The sequence below is a fragment of the Escherichia sp. MOD1-EC4550 genome (assembly GCF_963876935.1).
GTDB classification, from domain to species: domain Bacteria; phylum Pseudomonadota; class Gammaproteobacteria; order Enterobacterales; family Enterobacteriaceae; genus Escherichia; species Escherichia coli_F.
Genome location: NZ_CAWNSE010000012.1, coordinates 556,691 through 574,882, shown reverse-complemented (window position 1 = coordinate 574,882; position 18,192 = coordinate 556,691). Strand labels below are relative to the sequence as shown.

General features: G+C 50.1%; 18 protein-coding genes. 5 read left to right on the top strand and 13 right to left on the bottom strand.

From position 1 onward, the window contains the following. Positions 1–75 precede the first annotated feature (75 nt). The gene (gene dsbG, locus AACU19_RS10105; protein WP_105278179.1) at positions 76–822 is read right to left on the bottom strand and encodes a thiol:disulfide interchange protein DsbG; all 747 of its coding nucleotides are present in this window, start codon (positions 820–822) and stop codon (positions 76–78) included. A gap of 372 nt (positions 823–1,194) precedes the next feature. On the opposite strand from dsbG, the gene ahpC reads away from it, so the two are divergent. After that, complete coding sequence (gene ahpC / locus AACU19_RS10100) at positions 1,195–1,758, top strand: alkyl hydroperoxide reductase subunit C (RefSeq protein ID WP_000052796.1); 564 nt, start codon at positions 1,195–1,197, stop codon at positions 1,756–1,758. A gap of 244 nt (positions 1,759–2,002) precedes the next feature. Beyond that, complete coding sequence (gene ahpF, locus AACU19_RS10095) at positions 2,003–3,568, top strand: alkyl hydroperoxide reductase subunit F (RefSeq protein ID WP_032183601.1); 1,566 nt, start codon at positions 2,003–2,005, stop codon at positions 3,566–3,568. A 121-nt stretch (positions 3,569–3,689) separates the two neighbouring features. Here the strand turns inward: ahpF and uspG are convergent, their stop codons facing one another. From uspG to citC, 11 genes are all read right to left on the bottom strand, one after another. Continuing rightward, positions 3,690–4,118 (bottom strand): universal stress protein UspG, encoded by a 429-nt coding sequence (uspG, locus tag AACU19_RS10090; protein WP_000278505.1) that lies wholly within the window; start codon positions 4,116–4,118, stop codon positions 3,690–3,692. Between the two features lie 123 nt (positions 4,119–4,241). Beyond that, a complete protein-coding gene (gene yldA, locus AACU19_RS23720) occupies positions 4,242–4,331 on the bottom strand; it encodes a small membrane protein YldA (RefSeq protein WP_349813939.1) in 90 nt (29 codons plus the stop codon). A 142-nt stretch (positions 4,332–4,473) separates the two neighbouring features. Continuing rightward, complete coding sequence (gene rnk / locus AACU19_RS10085) at positions 4,474–4,884, bottom strand: nucleoside diphosphate kinase regulator (protein ID WP_000089731.1); 411 nt, start codon at positions 4,882–4,884, stop codon at positions 4,474–4,476. A 229-nt stretch (positions 4,885–5,113) separates the two neighbouring features. Beyond that, entirely contained in the window at positions 5,114–5,920 is an 807-nt protein-coding gene (gene rna / locus AACU19_RS10080; protein WP_105278178.1) for a ribonuclease I, read from the bottom strand. A 113-nt stretch (positions 5,921–6,033) separates the two neighbouring features. Then, entirely contained in the window at positions 6,034–7,497 is a 1,464-nt protein-coding gene (citT, locus tag AACU19_RS10075) for a citrate/succinate antiporter CitT (protein WP_000050323.1), read from the bottom strand. 50 nt (positions 7,498–7,547) lie between these two features. After that, positions 7,548–8,426 (bottom strand): triphosphoribosyl-dephospho-CoA synthase CitG, encoded by an 879-nt coding sequence (gene citG, locus AACU19_RS10070; protein WP_000062467.1) that lies wholly within the window; start codon positions 8,424–8,426, stop codon positions 7,548–7,550. After that, entirely contained in the window at positions 8,401–8,952 is a 552-nt protein-coding gene (gene citX / locus AACU19_RS10065) for a citrate lyase holo-[acyl-carrier protein] synthase (RefSeq protein WP_000550422.1), read from the bottom strand. The genes citG and citX overlap by 26 nt, the downstream gene beginning before the upstream one ends. 3 nt (positions 8,953–8,955) lie before the next feature. Further along, positions 8,956–10,488, bottom strand: coding sequence for a citrate lyase subunit alpha (gene citF / locus AACU19_RS10060; protein ID WP_000192245.1), 1,533 nt, complete (start codon positions 10,486–10,488; stop codon positions 8,956–8,958). A gap of 10 nt (positions 10,489–10,498) precedes the next feature. Further along, positions 10,499–11,407: a citrate (pro-3S)-lyase subunit beta gene (gene citE / locus AACU19_RS10055; RefSeq protein WP_000622357.1), complete on the bottom strand. Its 909-nt coding sequence runs from the start codon at positions 11,405–11,407 to the stop codon at positions 10,499–10,501. Next, positions 11,404–11,700, bottom strand: coding sequence for a citrate lyase acyl carrier protein (citD, locus tag AACU19_RS10050; protein ID WP_000700703.1), 297 nt, complete (start codon positions 11,698–11,700; stop codon positions 11,404–11,406). Before citD ends, citE begins: the two co-directional genes overlap by 4 nt. Before the next feature lie 14 nt (positions 11,701–11,714). Continuing rightward, complete coding sequence (gene citC / locus AACU19_RS10045) at positions 11,715–12,773, bottom strand: [citrate (pro-3S)-lyase] ligase (protein WP_105278177.1); 1,059 nt, start codon at positions 12,771–12,773, stop codon at positions 11,715–11,717. A gap of 379 nt (positions 12,774–13,152) precedes the next feature. Here citC and dpiB point away from each other — a divergent pair, with 379 nt between their 5' ends. Both dpiB and dpiA read left to right on the top strand, forming a co-directional pair. After that, a complete protein-coding gene (dpiB, locus tag AACU19_RS10040) occupies positions 13,153–14,811 on the top strand; it encodes a sensor histidine kinase DpiB (protein WP_001305557.1) in 1,659 nt (552 codons plus the stop codon). Next, positions 14,780–15,460: a two-component response regulator DpiA gene (gene dpiA, locus AACU19_RS10035; RefSeq protein WP_000126500.1), complete on the top strand. Its 681-nt coding sequence runs from the start codon at positions 14,780–14,782 to the stop codon at positions 15,458–15,460. Before dpiB ends, dpiA begins: the two co-directional genes overlap by 32 nt. 40 nt (positions 15,461–15,500) lie before the next feature. Here the strand turns inward: dpiA and dcuC are convergent, their stop codons facing one another. Then, positions 15,501–16,886, bottom strand: a complete 1,386-nt coding sequence (gene dcuC, locus AACU19_RS10030; RefSeq protein WP_000955057.1) for an anaerobic C4-dicarboxylate transporter DcuC — start codon at positions 16,884–16,886, stop codon at positions 15,501–15,503. 588 nt (positions 16,887–17,474) lie between these two features. Between dcuC and pagP the strand changes: the two genes are divergently transcribed. Beyond that, positions 17,475–18,035 carry a lipid IV(A) palmitoyltransferase PagP gene (gene pagP, locus AACU19_RS10025; protein WP_001601868.1) on the top strand — a complete coding sequence of 187 codons (561 nt, stop codon included), beginning with the start codon at positions 17,475–17,477 and terminating at the stop codon, positions 18,033–18,035. Positions 18,036–18,192 lie beyond the last annotated feature (157 nt).

Below are 18,192 nucleotides of genomic sequence, written 5' to 3'. Positions count from 1 at the left end.
GGGGAAGAAGCAATTCATGCGTTTTTAGAATGGTTGAAAAGCAAGGATGTATTTCAACCACCCATGAATTATCTTCTATTTATTTTCCATAATGATATTAAGCGTTTTCTGATCGGGCAACCCCACGGCCTGTTGCAGCGTATTTTCCTTACTCATGTAATAGATAGCCGGTGTGACATTTGCCCCCAGATCGTCCATGAGTTTCTCGTTGTCGCTTAACACTTTCATTTGCTCTGTACTTACGTTTGTAGGCACATTTAGCTTAAGTTTGCCGCCAGAGGCTTCATATTTTTGCCAGGTTTTTGCGGGATCTTTAGAGGCCAGAATTGCCGCGGCTGTGGCCGGACTTTCTGGTTTGATAACCCCAACCAACAATGTTCTCAACTGTACTTTGCCAGAATCAACCCACGGGCGCGCCTGCTGCCAGAACTGTTTACAATATGGGCAGAACGGATCGGCGAAAACGTAGACTATGACTGGCGCGTCTTTTTTACCGTCGAGGAGCCAGTGCGATTGTTCCATCCGTTGCCACATTTCGCGTCCGGCTGGCGCATAAATTTCTTTTTCGATAAGCATGTTACTCAGGTTTTCACCTTTCTCGTTGTACATGTAACCAGAGATAGCGTGCTTACCATCTGGAGTCAGGTAGATGGTGACGCCCATATCCTGATACTTGCCGAGATAACCTTTCATTCCGCCGGGGGCATCGAACGTTTTGATGATCTTAATGCCCTGTTTTTCAATCGCTTTTACCGGAGCAGGAAGTTCCTCTGCAAAGGCGATTGTAGGAAGCAGAGCCAGTAAAAGTATCTTTTTTAACATTAATTTGTCCTTTTCAGTCAGTGCAAAAATGGAGTAAAAGGCATAACCTATCACTGTCATAGGTAAGAGCTTAGATCAGGTGATTGCCCTTTGTTTATGAGGGTGTTGTAATCCATGTCGTTGTTGCATTTGTAAGGGCAACACCACAGCCTGCAGGCAGGCGCTGAAGATACCAAAGGGTAGTTCAGATTACACGGTCACCTGGAAAGGGGGCCCATTTTACTTTTTATCGCCACTGGCGGTGCAAAGTTCACAAAGTTGTCTTACGACGGTTGTAAGGTAAAACTTATCGATTTGATAATGGAAACGCATTAGCCGAATCGGCAAAAATTGGTTACCTTACATCTCATCGAAAACACGGAGGAAGTATAGATGTCCTTGATTAACACCAAAATTAAACCTTTTAAAAACCAGGCATTCAAAAACGGCGAATTCATCGAAATCACCGAAAAAGATACCGAAGGCCGCTGGAGCGTCTTCTTCTTCTACCCGGCTGACTTTACTTTCGTATGCCCGACCGAACTGGGTGACGTTGCTGACCACTACGAAGAACTGCAGAAACTGGGCGTAGATGTATACGCAGTATCTACCGATACTCACTTCACCCACAAAGCATGGCACAGCAGCTCTGAAACTATCGCTAAAATCAAATATGCGATGATCGGCGACCCGACTGGCGCCCTGACCCGTAACTTCGACAACATGCGTGAAGATGAAGGTCTGGCTGATCGTGCAACCTTCGTTGTTGACCCGCAGGGTATCATCCAGGCAATCGAAGTTACCGCTGAAGGCATTGGCCGTGATGCGTCTGACCTGCTGCGTAAAATCAAAGCAGCACAGTACGTGGCTTCTCACCCAGGTGAAGTTTGCCCGGCTAAATGGAAAGAAGGTGAAGCAACTCTGGCTCCATCCCTGGACCTGGTTGGTAAAATCTAAATTTCCTTCGTCTTTCACGCCATAGCGGCGTTGGCGTCGCCCGCTCACCCCGGTCACTTACTTGTGTAAGCTCCCGGGGATTCACAGGCTAGCCGCCTTGCTCTGGCGTGAAATACTTCGGAAATTCACCTAATTCTTCGGGTGCTGCGGCACCCGATTTTCTTCCCCGCACCATGATGCAAGCTGCATCCAGGTAGCCGCAGAGGCCGCTTGCATGATGATGTTTAAAGCCCAGGAGATAAACATGCTCGACACAAATATGAAAACTCAACTCAAGGCTTACCTTGAGAAATTGACCAAGCCTGTTGAGTTAATTGCCACGCTGGATGACAGCGCTAAATCGGCAGAAATCAAGGAACTGTTGGCTGAAATCGCAGAACTGTCAGACAAAGTCACCTTTAAAGAAGATAACAGCTTGCCGGTGCGTAAGCCGTCTTTCCTGATCACTAACCCAGGTTCCAACCAGGGGCCACGTTTTGCAGGTTCCCCGCTGGGCCACGAGTTCACCTCGCTGGTACTGGCGTTGTTGTGGACCGGTGGTCATCCGTCGAAAGAAGCGCAGTCTCTGCTGGAGCAGATTCGCCATATTGACGGTGATTTTGAATTCGAAACCTATTACTCGCTCTCTTGCCACAACTGCCCGGACGTGGTGCAGGCGCTGAACCTGATGAGCGTACTGAACCCGCGTATTAAGCATACGGCAATTGACGGCGGCACCTTCCAGAACGAAATCACCGATCGCAACGTGATGGGCGTTCCGGCAGTGTTCGTAAATGGGAAAGAGTTTGGTCAGGGCCGCATGACTATTTCCGAAATCGTCGCCAAAATCGATACTGGCGCGGAAAAACGTGCGGCAGAAGAGCTGAACAAGCGTGATGCTTATGACGTATTAATCGTCGGTTCCGGCCCGGCGGGTGCAGCGGCAGCAATTTACTCTGCACGTAAAGGTATTCGTACTGGTCTGATGGGCGAACGTTTTGGTGGTCAGATCCTCGATACCGTTGATATCGAAAACTACATTTCTGTACCGAAGACTGAAGGGCAGAAGCTGGCAGGGGCGCTGAAAGTTCACGTTGATGAATACGACGTTGATGTGATCGACAGCCAGAGCGCCAGCAAACTGATCCCGGCAGCGGTTGAAGGTGGCCTGCATCAGATTGAAACAGCTTCTGGCGCGGTACTGAAAGCACGCAGCATTATCGTGGCGACCGGTGCAAAATGGCGCAACATGAACGTTCCGGGCGAAGATCAGTATCGCACCAAAGGCGTGACCTACTGCCCGCACTGCGACGGCCCGCTGTTTAAAGGTAAACGCGTAGCGGTTATCGGCGGCGGTAACTCCGGCGTGGAAGCGGCAATCGACCTGGCGGGTATCGTTGAGCACGTAACGCTGCTGGAATTTGCGCCAGAAATGAAAGCCGACCAGGTTCTGCAGGACAAACTGCGCAGCCTGAAAAACGTCGACATTATTCTGAATGCGCAAACCACGGAAGTGAAAGGCGACGGTAGCAAAGTCGTAGGTCTGGAATATCGAGATCGTGTCAGCGGCGATATTCACAACATCGAACTGGCCGGTATTTTCGTGCAGATTGGTCTGCTGCCGAACACCAACTGGCTCGAAGGTGCAGTCGAACGTAACCGCATGGGCGAGATTATCATTGATGCGAAATGCGAAACCAACGTCAAAGGCGTGTTCGCAGCGGGTGACTGTACGACGGTTCCGTACAAGCAGATCATCATCGCCACTGGCGAAGGTGCCAAAGCCTCTCTGAGTGCTTTTGACTACCTGATTCGCACCAAAACTGCATAAGAAGAAGTAAGATTCACCTGCAATTGCTTAGCCGCCGGGGTCAAACCTGGCGGCTTTTTTATTGCAATAAAAAGCCCCGCCGGGATGGCTCCGGGCAGGGCGACATAAATACTTTTATCTATTAGCGAACGACCAGCACCGGCAGATTGGCGTGGCGGATAACGCTTGAGGCGTTAGAACCTAACAGATGGGTCGAAATCGATGGGTTGCGCGAACCGATAACGACAACATCAGCCCCCAGTTCTTCTGCCAACTCATTGACTTCATCCCGCACGCTACCAAAACGGACATGTTGTTTAATGCGGGAAGGATCGATGGTGAAGTGGCTGACCATCGTTTGCAAACGTTCTTCTGCTTCATGTTGCAGATGCTCTTCAAAACGACGTACATCAGCGGCAAAACGGTGCAGGCTCAGGCTGGCTGACCCCGGTAGTACGTGAAGTAGATGAATAACTCCGTCATCCTGGGCGAGGAATTCAGCGTGGCGAACAGCTTTGTCGCTCAATTCCATTTCGAAAACATCCACTGGCATGATGATTGTTTTGTACATAAGCATTCTCTCCTTGTTTTTGCATGTATACATAACAGCACATTATTGATTATGAATCTATGATTTGCGAGGCTGATTCGATCTGAATTTGCGATTGATCTGGAAAATAAATAAAACCAGGTACTACCAGCGTTGTTCAAGGTATAGCACTGCAGCAACAATAATAGCTGCTATGAATATATAAAACGCAGTGATACTGAGAGCTTCGCTCATATGGGGTTCCGCAGATGAATAACCAGTTCAGATTAGAATGCTGTGCTTAAGAGCAAAATGATAAATCTGGTTGATATTTGAGCGGAAAGAGGATGCGAGTGCATCCTCTGGGCAAAGCGAGTTGTCGCTTGTGCAGATGGGATTAAAGCAGGTAGTCGCCAGCAGCTTCTGGCTGGTATTCGAGTTCCAGCACTTCAAGGTGGGTTGCAACGCCGCCCGGAAGTTCCCAGTGAATGGAATCGCCAACGCGCAGCCCCAGCAGTGCGGCACCTACCGGAGCCATAACAGAAAGCTGAGTATTGCTGTCAGTCATTTTAGCCGGATACACCAGCGTGCGCACACGCACTTCGCCATCGCTAAGATTGCGGAATTTAACCCGGCTGTTCATTGTCACCACGTCGTGTGGCATCTCTTCTGGCGAACACATTTGGGCGCGATCCAACTCTGCGTTTAACGCGTCGGCGATTGGCAAACCAGCATAGGCAGGTTGCTCCAGCAGAATATCGATGCGTTCGGCATCCAGGTCGTTAATGATGATAGTTGGTCTGGACATTTTTACTCCATGTCGTCGGTACTGCGAGTGTCGCAGATAAACATACCCAAAAGAAAACCCTCACCGTCAGGCGGCGAGGGTTTAACTCACATGATGATACTGACTGTTGCTCACTCTTTGAAGTGATTTGCATCACATTCAGGGAATTCCTCAATGCAGCGCATTATGTATAAATCTTAATCGTCATGGTTTATGGAAGACGAATTAGCGTGTTTTGTACATCAGATGATTAATAACCCGCTTTATCAATCACAAAGGTTTTGCCACAGTTGCCTGGGTGTGGTTGCGGCAAGAATGAGTTTGCAGAAAGCGGAGCGTTGATGGCGTCAGCTTTGATTGAAATCTGAATTTCAGTCAAATACGCAGGGTTACCCTGGCACGTTAGCTTAACGGCTTTCACGTTCTCTTTTCCCCAGCTTTTGGCAAAGGCGGCATCAAAATCACGGCGGCTCACTGTTTTACCGTAGTTATCCGCAAGAAATTTTCCGGTTTCGCTCTCTTTAATTTCTTGATTCAGACGTACCATCGTGCCGAAGTAAGCGTCCGGATCAAAACCAAAGCAGACGCCGTGTTTGGCATATTCGTAACGTTCCAGGCAGGAACGACCGCCAGCTCCCGGCATGACTTCATTTAGTTTAGCTGCCGTTTCCAGTGATAACCCAGTTTCCGGCGATGAACACATCCGGCTGGCGCGTGCTTCTGGCAGATTCGGGATTGGGCGAGTAGCGCAACCGAAGCGCATCCAGCGGCGTTCATCAACACCACGGGCAGCAACCGATTTAGGCAATCCTGGCCATAGACCATGTACGGTCAGAAAATCAGCTTTGTTGGTCGTTTCGGTTTGCAGGCGACATTCATCTCGTTCGTTACGATTTCGATCGTGTTGACTCTGGCAAAATCCGGTTTGCCAGGAGAGGGCCAGGACATAGCGATCAAAATCGCCATACTGTTTTGCCTGCAACGCCACGGCGTTGGCAGAAGAGAAGGGAAGCAGAGAAACCGCGAGCAACGCGGCGTTACGCCAGAATGCTTTCATAATGGGTGTGGAACTCATACATACACTGAATACTATCTATTAAATCATAAAAAAGCCCGCCAGGTGGGCTTACCTGGCGGGCGTGATGATTTATTCAGCGTTTGGCGAACGTATTAGTTCCACATGGCGAGAATCGGCCAGCCAACCAACAGCAACATAGAGATGTAAATCACCCCGAAGATTGCACCAAGTCGCCAGTAATCTTTTGATTTCACATAGCCGCAGCCGTAAATAATCACCCCAGGACCGGTTGCATACGGCGTCAGACAGCCCATGATACCGATAGACAGCACCAGCAGGATACACAGTTGTTCCATTGGTACGCCCGGAATACCTTTACCGACGGCCAGAATAACCGGCAGCATGGTTGCGGTGTGCGCAGACAGGCTGGCAAACAGGTAGTGCGCAAAGTAGAACACCAGAACCAGTACAATCACCGTTGCGTTTGGTGAGAATCCTTCCAGGTGCGTACTCATGGTACCGGCGAACCAGTCAATAAAGCCAGAACGAGTCAGGCCATTAGCCATCACAACCAAAGTTGCCAGGTTGACCAGCGTGTTCCATGCGCTGTTATAGCGGGTAATGTCTTTCCACGGCACAACGTGCAGGGCCAGCATTAGCGAAACTGCCAGCAGACCTACCGCAGTAGCATTAATGACTTCACTGCCAAATACCCACAAACCTAAGCTGAGCAATACAAGGCCAATCAGCGTCCACTCTCTGCGTGTCAGCGCACCCATGGTTTTTAGTTCATCACCCGCCCAGGTTGCTACTTCTTCACTGTGTGTGATTTCCGGTTTGTAAAGCACGTAGGAAAGCCACGGCGCAATGATAAGTAAGATAACGCCAACCGGCAGGAAGCAGAGGAACCACTGCAACCAGCTAATCTGGATGCCGGCAATTTTGCTGACGAACTCCAGACCCAGCACGTTTGGTGCCGCACCGGTGACAAACATGGACGAACTCAGACTGGTACTAATGACCATCATCCACATCAAATAGCCGCCAATACGACGCGCGGACGGATCGTTCGGGAATGATTTAAACAGCGGCGGCAGGTTTTTAATGACCGGAAAAACCGTACCCCCGGTACGCGCGGTGTTGGACGGTGTAAACGGTGCCAGCAGAATGTCGATAATGACTATCGCATAACCTAACGTCAGCGTGCGTTTGCCCATGAATTTCACCAGGAAAAGGGCAATGCGACGACCTAACCCGGAAACTTCATACCCTAATGCAAAAATAAATGCGCCAAATACCAGCCATACCGTGGTGCTGGAAAAACCAGCCAGACCCCATTTCAGCGCCTGTTTTTGCGCATTAAACGCTGGGTCAGCTAATTCTTTGGCATCAAAGAGAAGGTAATTACTGCCAATAACGCAAATAGTAACCGCAATAAAACTGATCGCTGTTGCCGGAATTGGCTCGAGGATCATGCCGACAATCATTGCCACAAACACAGCGAAGTAATGCCATGCCTGCGGTGGCATACCGTCGGGGACAGGGATAAGAAACATGACGCCCATCACCACCAGTGGGGCCAATAGTTTCCATATATTATCTTTTGCTAAAGACATACGGGTTCTCCGAAAATTAATATTTCCAAATTTATCAAGTGCTTAAATAATTAAATCTGTGCTAAAAACCAGGTAAGGATCAGCAGGTCGGCACTGCCGCCTGGACTGAGATTTCGTTCGATACACTCCCTGTCGAACTGCCGGAGATAATCGAGATCGGCGGGGGTTCGGATGCCCCCTTTTTGCAATAATGTTTGCGCCTTGCGCTGTAGCCAGCGCAGGCCTCCCTCGCCACCGCGCGATGCAACGTTGGTATCGCCGTTGATCGCCATCAGTAGGAGTAAGGTATCGAGCAATGCCAGTTCAGGATCTAACCCCTGATCCAGCAGAGTGAGGTAATGCGGCAGGGCGTGGTTGATCACCAGTGGGTAACCTGCTTCGGCTTCGCCGCGCGCGCCGGTAAGGCCAAGTTGCTGGTACAACCGTTGACCTGCCGTCAGTTGTGAATTATTGGTACGCAGTTCGCGATCGGTCAGGCCACGGCAGAAACTTGCCGCCGTCGCACAAATGGTTATTGGCGTTACCGACTGGTTGAGTTGAAGCAAACGGCCAATTGCCGCACACAGTAGCCCTAAAGAAAAAATGCTGCCTTTATGCGTGTTTACGCCCGCAGTGGCGCGGAACATATCACCTTCGCAAGCCATACCAATTGGGCGTAATCCGTGGAGTACCGCTTCTGGTGCCATTTCAGCACTACAGGCACCAAATTCAATGAAACGGGGTAACCAGCCCTGAATCGCCAGCGCGCTGCGGTGAAAATCTTCCAGCGCCATATCTTTGTGCGCCCCGCAGTTAATCCGATCCACGAGGCCTGGTTTCGGTGACAGATTGACTTCAGTCAGCATGGCGCGCCAGCCCAGCAGGGCGTACTCATCGATTAATGACGTCGCAAGCTTTGTGGTTTTAGTTGACGTTGCAGGCATCGACATCGTTCAGCAGCGCCTCCATGCGGTTGAGTAAATCGGTCAGTTGATGGGTTTTTCCACGCGCGCAAACAGCTGCGCTTTGCTCGCACAACAGGCAGCGGCGAGGCGGCAGTGAATAGTCGCGGCGGGAGAGAATTTCGCCTTCGGGTGTCAGGACATCGATATCCCATAACCGCCCGAGAGGATGACTATGTTCAAGCTCAATGGTGGCGAGCTTGAGGTCGCGAGCCGGGGCGGCAATGCTCAACATGCCCTCCGGCCCGCTGGCGGAAACCAGTGCAGCCTGCTCCTGAATTTGCCAGCCCTGTTTTGCGGCTAAGGCACGCAAGGCTGTCACGCCATGATTAAAAATTCGGCGTGTGACCTCGCTGTCTTTAATCGGCCCAGGCGCAACCACGGTAAAGGAGACCAGTGGAACAGGATGGCGCTTGAGCCAGACGTGTTGCCGTGCTTGCCTTTCATCCCGGCTGACGAGCAGCTCGGGAATTGACACCGCATGGTGGCTGGCGAGTTCAGGAAGCAGGTGCATGGCTTATTCCTTCACCTGATGCACAACATCGATCACCGAGCCATCGCGGTAACGCACAACGGCAACGACGCGGTCGGTGAATTCAATCGGCTGTGGTTCACCGGTCAGCAGACGCGCACGTTCACGCAGCCACTCAATAGAAACCACTTTGATCCCCGCTTCCTGCAGACGTTCTGCCAGTTCCGGACGTGCCGGGTTAACTGCGATACCGTGGTCTGTGACCAGAATATCGACACTGGAGCCCGGGGTGATGCAGGTCAGCACGTTATCCACCAGAGTCGGAATACGACCGCGTACCAGCGGTGCGACGATGATGGAAAGTGCAGAGGCAATCGCGGTATCGCAGTGACCACCGGAAGCGCCACGCAGTACGCCGTCAGAGCCGGTCAGCACGTTAACGTTGAACTGGGTGTCAATTTCCAGCGCGCTCAGTACCACCACGTCGAGACGATCAACCGATGCACCTTTTGAACCCCAGTTAGCGTACTGGTTGGCGCTGATTTCGATGTGATTGGGGTTACGGGCCAGCGATTGTGCAGCGTGGCTGTCAAAGCTCTGTACATCCAGCAGTTTGCGGATCAGACCTTTTTCGTGCAGATCAACCATCGTTGCGGTAATACCGCCAAGGGCGAAGTCGGCGCGAATATCGCGGCTACGCATTTTGTCTTCCAGGAAACGGGTTACCGCCAGCGATGCGCCGCCGGTGCCGGTCTGCATGGAGAAACCTTCTTTAAAGTAGCCTGAGTTGACAATCACATCCGCAGCGCTACGGGCAATAAGCAGTTCGCGCGGGTTAGTGGTCATACGGGTAGCACCAGCGCCGATTTTTGCAGCATCGCCAACGCGATCGACTTTGACGATCAGATCAACCTGATCTTGCTCAATGCTTGCCGGATTATGCGGATAAGGCAGCAGTTCTTCGGTAAGCATCACGACCTGTTTTGCGTTGTCGGCATCAACCATTGCATAGCCGAGGGAGCCGCAGCAGGCTTTACCGGTGTAGCCGTTGGCATTACCGAATTCATCACAGGACGGGACGCCGAGGAAAGCCACATCGATATTCAGTTCGCCGCTCTGTACCAGATGCACACGTCCGCCGTGAGAGTGGATTTGCACCGGTTCCGCCAGCAGACCACGGGAGATTTCTTCCGCCAGTGGACCGCGCAGGCCAGAGGTATAAATGCGGGTAACCACGCCCTGGCGAATGTGTTCTACCAGCGGCGCATGGCAATCACTCAGGGAGCTGGAGGCCAGAGTCAGGTTTTTAAAGCCCATCTTCGCGATGACGTCCATCACCATATTGACGGTCAGGTCACCGCCACGGAAAGCGTGATGGAAGGAAACCGTCATGCCGTCCTGTAAACCAGAGCGACGAATCGCTTCTTCCAGGTTGGCGCACAGTTTGCGATCGCGCGCTTTTTCAGCCTGGTAGGTTTGCTTTGGCGAGTTCTGGAAAGCGGCAAGATCGCATTCAGCGCGACGATTCCAGGCCGCTACCCGTTCTTGTCGTTGAGATTGTTCAATTTTCTGCGTCATTTTGATTGCCTTATTCTTCGCGGATGCCGGAAAGTTCTGCGCGGGAGAGCACCAGACGGGCGCGATCGATAACCGGACCGTCCACCATCTTGCCGTTCAGGGAAACCACGCCGAGGCCTTCGCGAGCGGCGGCTTCAGCGGCTTCTACGACGCGGCGGGCGTGATCCACTTCTTTCTGGGTCGGTGCGTAGAGGTTGTGCAGCAGATCAATCTGACGCGGGTTGATCAGCGATTTGCCGTCAAAGCCCAGCTGTTTGATGTGGGCGGCTTCTTGCAGGAATCCGGCTTCGTTGTTTGCGTCAGAATAGACGGTATCGAACGCCTGAATACCCGCAGATCGCGCGGCCTGCAAAATGGAGCAGCGAGCGAACAGCAGTTCAGTTCCTTCCGGGGAGCGTTCTGTACGCAGGTTGCGCACATAGTCTTCTGCACCGAGGGCGATACCGATCAAACGCTCGGAAGCGTGAGCGATTTCCACTGCGCGGGTAATGCCCAGCGGAGATTCAATCGCCGCCAGCAAGCCGGTACTGCCGGGTTCACGACCACAGGCTTTTTCGATACGCAGGATCTCTTTTTCGATATCCAGAACATCCTGAGCGGTATCGGTTTTCGGCAGACGCACAACGTCCGCACCACCGCGAACGACGGCTTCCAGGTCGTTGACACCCCATTCGGAATCCAGCGCGTTTACACGCACAATGGTTTCAATATCGCGATACAGCGGATGTTGCAGCGCGTGGTAAACCATGCGGCGGGCGGTGTCTTTTTCACGCAATGCTACGGAGTCTTCGAGGTCAAACATCAGGGCATCAGCCGGGTAGATGAATGAGTTGCTGACCATCGCGGCATTGGCACCAGGCACAAACAACATGCTGCGGCGGGTGCGAGTTTTACGTTGTTGCAGCGAAGCGGAAATCATTGGCAATCCTCCCATGGCAGAGCCGGGATACCGCTGGCGCGTGCCAGCAGGGCTTCCAGTCGTGCACGTAAAATGCAGTCCAGTGCGCCTTTGTCATCGACATTCAGCTGTACGCCGCGCACGTTGTAGCGGGCGAGAACGTCCAGAATGGTGGTGCGAATGGCATCACCAAACTGTTTTTCAACGCTGCTGTTGATTTGCAGGTCGATATCCTGCGTATCGAGTGGGGCGATGCGTATCATCACATCCCCAGACTCAAGGGTGCCTGCAACGGCGGGCTGGTTTATTTTCATTTTTCACCTGTTTCTCATGCGGGGGTCTTTTGACGAGCTGCCGCGTCCTGGCGGGAGTGCTCAAGCAGGTTCTGCAAATAATGCAGCGTGACTGCAGGGACCAGCGGCGCGATAGCCGTGAGATCGTTTTTCGCCAGCAGTTGACGTACCCGGGAAGCGGATATCGGCATCTCCTGGTAACGCAGCCGCTCAATTTCAACCAGTTCGATGGGCGGTGCGGAGATAGTCGGCGTTTCCAGCCAGTAGCGCATATCCTGGTTGTACTGGGCGGTAACGCGACAAAAGGGTTCAGTACCGACAAAGCGGTGAGTTACACCCAGCGCGGGAGCGAGGTACTGACGGAAAATCTTCAGATCAATTTCGGTGTAACAATGGTTAATGACGCTCTGTTCTTTAATGAAGTAGCAAGGGAACGTAGCGCGGGAGATGATGTATTCGGAGCCGCGATGCACAGTCAGGCGTGGAATATCGGCGGTGCCTTTTAACACCAGATCCAGCCGGTCTTCATAGGGAAAGCGTGAAGAATCTTCTTTAACTAAAAACAGATGCAACCAGTCGCACTGTGCTGCAGCCTGTTGAATCAGATAACGGTGACCATTCGTAAAGGGATTGGCGTTCATCACAATGCAGCCAATCTTGTTCCCTGGATGACGAAATTTTTTCAGCGATTCGGCATAGCGTTTCAGTCGCGTGGCGCTGTTTTCCATCAGCACCATCACGCCGGGTACACTGGTCAGCGTGGAAAAACCGCACTGGCGGAACAGCGCCTCGTATTCGGTTTTGGTATAAATAAACAGATGCGTGCTGTGCCGCTCATAGGCGAGGTTTATCAATTCAGTGGCTAATGTCAGCGCCAGTCCTTCACCGCGAACGGATTCACTGATAGCAACGCATTTAATAATATTTCCGGCAATTCCACCGCACGCGATAAGCTTTTCATCGCGGGTTACGGTAATAAATGCTTCGACTGTGGTGTCAACGCTCAAATCATTTTCATGCAGGAATTGGACGATTTCCGCCATTTTTTTATTTTCTGAACGTTTTACACGGGTGAAAATATCATTGCCGAACATAATAAATAGTATCCTGAAGGTGCATGTTGTTATCGATTTGCAACGAATGTTGTTCGATGTTGCAAACTGATAACCTTTTATTTTCACTTGGGAGAAAGGGGGGCGATCGAGGTATATCTTTTTCTCCTTTCGCTATACATCCTAAGGAGTATTGCAGCGTGAAATTTTGATTTATTTCACATAGAGTTAGTGGTTTTTTATTTATTTAATGGTTTTAAGTTTTTTAATTAATGTAATTACGAAATGACCCGCAGGTTTAAGTGATTTAATTGATTTAATGAATAAAATTTGCCACGATTATATTTAATATCTATGTATTTTGATTCAACATTTTAATTACATCCGTCAAAAAGGCTCGGGACAACCCGCAAGGAAAACAATGTTGCAGCTTAACGAGAATAAACAGTTTGCATTTTTCCAAAGACTGGCATTTCCGCTGCGTATCTTTTTGCTGATTCTGGTGTTCTCAATATTTGTCATTGCAGCCCTGGCGCAATATTTTACGGCCAGTTTTGAGGACTATTTAACGCTTCATGTGCGCGACATGGCAATGAATCAGGCAAAAATTATTGCTTCTAATGACAGTATCATCAGCGCAGTGAAAACGCGTGACTACAAGAGGCTGGCGACCATCGCAGACAAATTACAAAGAGATACTGATTTCGATTATGTGGTGATTGGCGATCGGCACTCGATTCGTCTTTACCATCCTAATCCGGAGAAAATTGGTTATCCTATGCAATTCACCAAACCGGGCGCGCTGGAGAAAGGGGAGAGCTACTTTATCACCGGGAAAGGGTCAATTGGCATGGCGATGCGTGCCAAAACGCCAATCTTTGATGACGATGGAAAAGTCATCGGCGTGGTGTCGATTGGCTACCTGGTGAGTAAAATCGATAGCTGGCGGGCTGAGTTTTTATTACCGATGGCTGGCGTGTTTGTCGTGCTGTTAGGGATTCTGATGTTGCTGTCGTGGTTCCTGGCCGCGCATATCCGTCGGCAAATGATGGGCATGGAGCCAAAGCAAATCGCACGCGTGGTCCGTCAGCAAGAGGCGCTGTTTAGTTCGGTTTATGAAGGGCTGATTGCGGTGGATCCGCACGGTTACATTACCGCCATCAATCGTAACGCAAGAAAGATGCTGGGGCTGAGTTCCCCCGGACGGCAATGGTTGGGTAAACCCATTGCTGAAGTGGTCAGGCCCGCCGATTTCTTTACCGAACAGATTGATGAAAAACGTCAGGATGTGGTGGCGAACTTTAACGGTCTGAGCGTTATTGCCAACCGGGAAGCTATTCGTTCTGGTGATGATTTGCTGGGGGCCATTATCAGCTTTCGTAGTAAAGACGAAATATCCACCCTCAATGCACAACTGACGCAAATTAAACAATACGTCGAGAGCCTGCGCACATTGCGACACGAGCATCTCAATTGGATGTCGACGCTCAATGGTCTGTTGCAGATGAAAGAGTATGATCGCGTGTTGGCGATGGTGCAGGGGGAGTCTCAGGCCCAGCAACAGCTTATTGATAGCCTGCGCGAGGCGTTTGCCGATCGCCAGGTGGCGGGGCTGCTTTTTGGTAAAGTGCAGCGCGCCCGCGAACTGGGGCTAAAAATGGTCATCGTCCCCGGAAGTCAGCTTTCGCAACTGCCGCCAGGACTGGACAGCACCGAGTTTGCAGCCATTGTTGGCAATTTACTTGATAACGCCTTCGAAGCCAGCCTGCGTAGCGATGAAGGAAACAAGATCGTTGAATTATTCCTCAGCGATGAAGGCGATGATGTGGTGATTGAAGTCGCCGATCAGGGCTGCGGCGTTCCAGAGTCTCTACGAGACAAAATATTTGAGCAGGGTGTCAGTACGCGTGCTGACGAGCCCGGCGAACATGGCATTGGGTTGTACTTGATTGCCAGCTACGTAACGCGCTGCGGTGGTGTTATCACTCTCGAAGATAATGATCCCTGCGGTACCTTATTTTCAATCTATATTCCGAAAGTGAAACCTAATGACAGCTCCATTAACCCTATTGATCGTTGAGGACGAAACGCCGCTGGCAGAGATGCATGCGGAATATATTCGTCACATTCCCGGATTCAGTCAGATATTACTGGCGGGAAACCTGGCGCAGGCCCGAATGATGATCGAGCGTTTTAAGCCGGGGCTAATCTTGCTCGATAACTATCTTCCTGACGGTAGAGGGATTAATTTACTGCATGAACTGGTGCAGGCGCATTATCCCGGTGACGTGGTGTTTACCACTGCAGCCAGTGATATGGAAACGGTGTCTGAAGCCGTACGTTGTGGTGTATTTGATTATCTCATTAAGCCAATTGCCTATGAACGGCTGGGGCAAACGCTAACCCGTTTCCGCCAGCGTAAACATATGCTGGAAAGTATTGATAGCGCCAGCCAGAAGCAAATCGATGAGATGTTTAATGCCTATGCTCGCGGTGAACCCAAAGACGAACTGCCGACCGGCATTGACCCCTTGACGCTAAACGCGGTGCGAAAACTGTTTAAAGAGCCTGGTGTGCAACATACGGCAGAAACGGTGGCGCAGGCACTGACTATCAGCCGCACCACTGCCAGACGTTATCTTGAATATTGCGCCAGCCGCCATCTGATTATTGCTGAAATTGTTCACGGCAAAGTTGGCAGACCGCAACGCATATACCACAGTGGGTGACATGATAAAGCCGGAGGAAGCTTGCCTCCGGCATGACTATTTACTTGCCTGTGACCGCGGCTGCCGTTCCTGGCACCATCAGCTCTGTAGCAACGATAACAATCACCAGCCCAACAAGCACCGGCACCGAGGTGCGTTTTACGACTTCAAATGGTGAGATTTTCGCCATCCCGGCAACCGCAACGACTACGCCAGAAACGGGTGACAGGGTACGACCGAGGTTTGACGCCTGCAGCATTGGGATAGTCAAATACGCCGGGTTAATGCCGGAAGAGTGCGCCAGTTTCGGGATCATCTCAACAAACGCATAAAACGGCGCATTGCCTGAACCGGTCGTGACTGCCGCCAGCATTGTCAGGATCACCAATACCAGCATCAGGATGATACTCGCCGAACCAAACGAAGTGGCGATAGAAATCAGACTTTGAATAAAGCCGATGGTGCTAAGCCCCTGAGCGAATACCCCAGCGGCAACCAGCAGCATCACCACGTTAGCAAACGCATCTGCCATCCCGCGATAAGCCACTTCCAGGCCCGAGAACACTTTCTGGGTATTAAAGCTGCGGATGAACTCCAGAATGGAGGCAATCAGCATACAAATCACCAGAATAGTGATGATGTGTAATTGCGGCCCCCATTTGCCGTCAAAAATCAGCACTCCGATGATCGGCGTGAACGGCAAAATGGCATAAAACGCAGGAGCAGTGGTGGTGATTTCGCTGACATCTAACATTTCATGAGAGATGTGCTCTTTTTTATCCAGATAACGTTGCCAGAAGAAGTGGGCGATCGCCATGCCGATAATTGCAGCAATTGAGATAGGCAGCGTCGTTTTGAAGGCGAAATCAATCAGCGACATTTCGGAAGCCTGCGCCGCCAGCACCACATCCCCTGAAGTCGGTGCGAGAATAATCGCCGCCGGGGAGGCACAAATAGCAGCAGCTGCACCACGGCTGATACCAACGTTCACCATCACCGGAAACAGGGTTGCCATCAGCAAAACACCCAGACCGGTTGCGGAAGAGACGGCCAGAGACATCAGACAGGCGACAAAATAGGCGGCAATCATCAACAGGTAAGGGGAGTTAATATACTGCAATGGTTTTGACGCCAGCTTGACCACCATATCATTCGCGCCGATATGGGTCATGTAAGCGGCAAAGCCACACAGCATCATAATCATCATGCCGAGGTCGCCGCCGCGGCTCATTAGCAATATTTTAACGTATTCAACGATATCCGTGGCGCTGTAGCCTGTTGAAGCCTGGCTGGACGGTAACACTTTGTGCCCCATAATGGCACTAATAATCAGCAATAACAGGCCACCGACAAATAACACGCCAGTGGCGGAATACCCTTTAATGATGTAGCGAGCTACACCCACAATAACCACAACCCCAATAAGGAGTTCAATGAATGTCAGCATAATTTTTCCTGTCTCCAGGCCCCAAAGTAAATAATAAAAAATTCCTAAAACTTAAGGAAAAAATATGCCCAATAAATTGGCGGTGAATGCTGATTAAAATCAAGAAAAACTGCCATTAAGACATTGAAGTTGCTGTTTTTATACATAGATAACAAAACGCATATTTAGCGTTTGGCAATTATCACATAATAATGTGTGTAAATTGATGGTGGATTGATGCAAATTTGTTAATTGCAATGGTGTTAGCTGCGGTTGTGTGCTCAAAAAACAATCTGCAATGGGCGTGGGTTGACAATATATAATATATTCTTCATTAAGATGTTTTTTGTATCTTATTAAAAAATAAGTTAATTTTTTCTTGGTTGCATTTTGTTATCAGAAACAACTTGCTTTTTCTTTTATGACTATTCCCATCGCAGAAAACGAAGTATCATCTTAAATCGATGCACGGAAATATTTATCTTGAACAAGCGGAAATAAATAGAGCAGCTATTCAGATTATTCTTCATGTTGGGTCTATTAAGGTTATGTTAATTGTAGTTTTGCTATGCTAGTAGTAGATTTTTGATAAATGTTTTATGGTCACAAATGAACGTGAGTAAATATGTCGCTATATTTTCCTTTGTTTTTATTCAGTTAATCAGCGTTGGTAAAGTTTTAGCTAACGCAGATGAGTGGATGACAACGTTTGGAGAAAATATTACACAAACCTGGCAACAGCCTGAACATTATGATTTATATATTCCTGCCATCACCTGGCATGCACGTTTCGCTTACGACAAAGAAAAAACCGATCGTTATAACGAGCGACCGTGGGGTGGCGGTTTTGGTCAGTCGCGTTGGGATGAAAAAGGAAACTGGCATGGCCTGTATGCCATGGCATTTAAGGACTCGTGGAACAAATGGGAACCGATTGCCGGATACGGATGGGAAAGTACCTGGCGACCGCTGGCGGATGAAAATTTTCATTTAGGACTGGGATTCACCGCTGGCGTAACGGCACGCGATAACTGGAATTACATCCCTCTCCCGGTTCTACTGCCATTGGCCTCTGTGGGTTATGGTCCAGTGACTTTTCAGATGACCTACATTCCGGGTACCTATAACAATGGCAATGTGTACTTTGCCTGGATGCGCTTTCAGTTTTGAGACAAATGAAATTTTAGTAACTTCTTTAAAATCAATGAGTAAAATAATTAACATCAAAAATAACGCGACTTTTATCACTTTTTAGTAAAGTTGCACTGGACAAAGCGTACCACAATTGGTGTACTGGTAACCGACACAGCATTTGTGTCTATTTTTC